This is a genomic window from Archangium sp., from assembly GCF_036388035.1.
GTDB lineage: Bacteria > Myxococcota > Myxococcia > Myxococcales > Myxococcaceae > Archangium.
The window spans coordinates 1-2980 of sequence record NZ_DASVSO010000797.1 but is presented as its reverse complement, the minus strand read 5'-3'; the positions used below and the strand labels follow the sequence as shown (position 1 = coordinate 2980).

Genomic DNA, 2980 nt, shown 5'->3' with positions numbered 1-2980 from the left:
AGGACATCCGTCAGCTTCATCGTTTCCCCTTCACATGCTGCTGCAAGCGCGAGACCGAGCTCCGGTGCGGCCTCATTGCCGCGTTGCCAGCTCGAGCGTCACGCGCGCACCCTTCTCCACCAGCGAGCCGGCGGCGGGATTCTGCGCAACCACGCGTCCACTACCCAACAGTTGAGGCTCCAGGGCCGAGGCGAGCAGCTTCGACACCGCATCACGCCCTGCCTGGCCGACGACGTCCGGAACGCGGATGGAGCCGGGCTCCACGTTCTCGGTGAGAACTTCCTCCACCATGGGCCGGACCGGCTCCGCCTTCAGAGGAGAAGCGGCGGCCGCCACCGGCAGAGCGGTGGACGGCAGCGGCACCTCGCGCGAGGGCGGGACGGCCAGGTGAGCCATGGCGGCTGTAGCGATTTCCTTGAAAGCAGGGGCGGCCACGAGTCCCCCGTACACGTCCGTCTTGGGCTCGTCCACAATCACGAGGATGACGGCACGCGGATTTTCGGCCGGCACCATGCCCACGAAGGAGGCGAGCCGCTTGTCGGAATAACCCCGGGCGACGGGGTCCGCCTTCTGGGCGGTGCCCGTCTTGCCGGCCACCCGGTAGTCCTCCATGGCCGCCTTGGGGGCGGTCCCCTCCTTGGCTACCACGCTCTCGAGCATGGAGACGACCTTCTTGGCGGTGGGGGCCGAGACGACCCGGCGCACCTCAGTGGGCCGGTTCTCCAGCAGCACCACCCCGTCCGGGTCCACCACCTTGGAGACGAGGTAGGGGCGCATCAGCAGGCCGCCATTGGCCAGCGCGCCCCAGGCGGCGGCCATCTGCACCGCCGTGGCCGACATCCCCTGGCCGAAGGACTGGGTGGCCAGCGACACCTCGGCCTTGGGGAAGGGAATGGAGCCGCGGCCCTCGCCGGGCAGCGCCAGCCCGGTGCGCTCGCCGAAGCCGAAGTCGTGGTAGCTCTTCACCAGCCGCTCGCGCCCCAGCTGCTGGGCAATCTTGGCCGCGCAGATGTTGGAGGAGACCTGCAGCACGCGCTGGGGGGTGAGCCAGCCGTACGAGTGGGTGTCGTGGATGGTGTGCTTGCCCACCCGCCAGGAGCCGTTCTCGCAGAAGAAGGTGTCGTCGGGCTTGAGGACCTTCTCCTCCAGGGCGGAGGCGACGACGAAGGCCTTCATCGTCGAGCCGGGCTCGAAGGCGTCGAGCGCGGCGCGGTTGCGCATGCTGGCCCGGGCCTCCTTCTCCGGCGTGTTGGGGTTGAAGCGCGGGTGGTTGGCGATGGCGAGGATCTCCCCCGTCTTCGGATCCAACACGATGGCCATGCCCGCCACCGCCTTGGCCTCCTCCACCGCGCGCGACAGGGCCTTCTCGGAGACGTACTGGAGGTGCCGGTCGAGCGTGAGGGTGACGGAGGCACCCTGGCGCTCCAGGGTGTCCGGGGCGCCGGTGACGAGCAGCTTGCGGCCCTTGGCGTCGCGGAAGCCGGACACGCGCGAGTTCTGCCCGCTCAGCTCGTCCTCGAAGGCCAGCTCCAGCCCCTCCAGGCCGTGGCCGTCCAGGCCCACCATGCCCACCACGTGCGCGCCCAGCTCCTTCTGCGGATAGAAGCGCTTGGGCTCCTTGGTGAAGCCGAAGCCCGGCAGCCCGAGCGCCTTCACGGCCTCCACCTCGCGGGGCGTCACCTGGCGCTTCACCCAGACGAAGCGCTTGGCGCGACCGAGCTTCGCCTGCACGTCCTCCACGTCCAGCTTCAGCGCCTTGGCCAGCGCACGCGAGGCCTGCTTCACGTCCGGCAACATGGAGGGGTCCACCCAGATGGAGTCCACCTCCACGCTCTGGGCGAACGGGGTGCCACGGCGATCGAAGATGTCACCGCGGCGGGCGGGAATCTCGATCTGCCGGACGTACTGGTCCTGGGCGAGCCCGCGCAGCTTGTCGCGCTCGAACACCTGGAGGAACACGGCGCGGCCGAAGACGGCCACCAGCAGGGCCACGAAGAAGCTGGCCAACAGCTTCACCCGCAGCCGAAGCCACTTCCCCTGAGTGGGCTCTGGAGCCCGCGCCGACTTGAAATCCCTCACGACCACAGTCCCCCTCAGCGCGCTCCGGCGCGCTCCGCCACTCGCACGCCGCGGGCCTCGCGGGCCTCCACGCGAGTGGTGCGCTTGTTGCCCGGCAGCTCCGCCGGCAGGGCGACGACGAGCGGGCCCGAGGGCATGGACATGCCGAGCTTCTCGCGCGCCAGCTTCTCCAGCCGCGCCGGGCTCTTCAGCGTGGCGAGCTCCAGCTTCAGCCTGTCGTTCTCCCGGGTGAGGGCCCGCTCCTCGGCCTCGGCCTTGGACAGCCGGTAGCCCATGTCCACCACCAGCACGCGGCTCGTCACGTGGAGGATGCCCACGCCGGCGAAGAGGGCGAAGAGGAACACGGCGGGCAGCAGGTGCAGCAGCACGCTGGCCACCGACACACCACTCCCACTGCCACTTCCACGCGAGGTTGGCTTGGCGCGGCTCATCGGATCTTCTCCAACGCACGCAGGTGCGCGCTGCGAGAACGGGGGTTGGCGGAAACTTCCTCGTCCGAGGCGGCGATGGCCTTGCGCGTCACCAGGGCGAAGTCTCCCTGGTAGCCGCAGGCGCACACCGGCAGCCCGGGCGGGCACGTGCAGGCGCCCACCAGTTCCCGGAAGGTCTCCTTCACCTTCCGGTCCTCGAGCGAGTGGAACGAGATGACGGCGGCGCGGCCTCCCACCTTGAGCAGGCGGGGCAGCGCGGCGAGCAGCGACTCCAGGGACTCCAGCTCCTGGTTCACCGCCATGCGCAGCGCCTGGAAGGTGCGGGTGGCCACGTGAATCTTGTTGGGCCAGGCCTTGCGCGGCACGGCGCGCTTGACGACCTCGGCGGCCTCCAGGGTGCGCGTGGGCGGGGTGCGCTTGAGCTCGCGGGCAATGGCCCGGGCGAAGGGCTCCTCGCCGTACTCCTCGAG

General features: G+C 70.1%; 3 protein-coding genes. All 3 read right to left on the bottom strand.

Annotated features, from left to right (window positions below; translation table 11 throughout):
• Positions 1 to 72: 72 nt before the first annotated feature.
• A complete protein-coding gene (locus VF697_RS32775; RefSeq protein WP_331101157.1) occupies positions 73 to 2079 on the bottom strand; it encodes a penicillin-binding protein in 2007 nt (668 codons plus the stop codon).
• 14 nt (positions 2080 to 2093) lie between these two features.
• On the bottom strand, positions 2094 to 2510 hold the full coding sequence (gene ftsL / locus VF697_RS32770; RefSeq protein WP_331101155.1) for a cell division protein FtsL: 417 nt from the start codon (positions 2508 to 2510) through the stop codon (positions 2094 to 2096).
• Positions 2507 to 2980, bottom strand: a 474-nt coding sequence (gene rsmH, locus VF697_RS32765) for a 16S rRNA (cytosine(1402)-N(4))-methyltransferase RsmH (protein WP_331101153.1), incomplete at its 5' end; no start/stop codon positions are given. The genes rsmH and ftsL, both read right to left, overlap by 4 nt.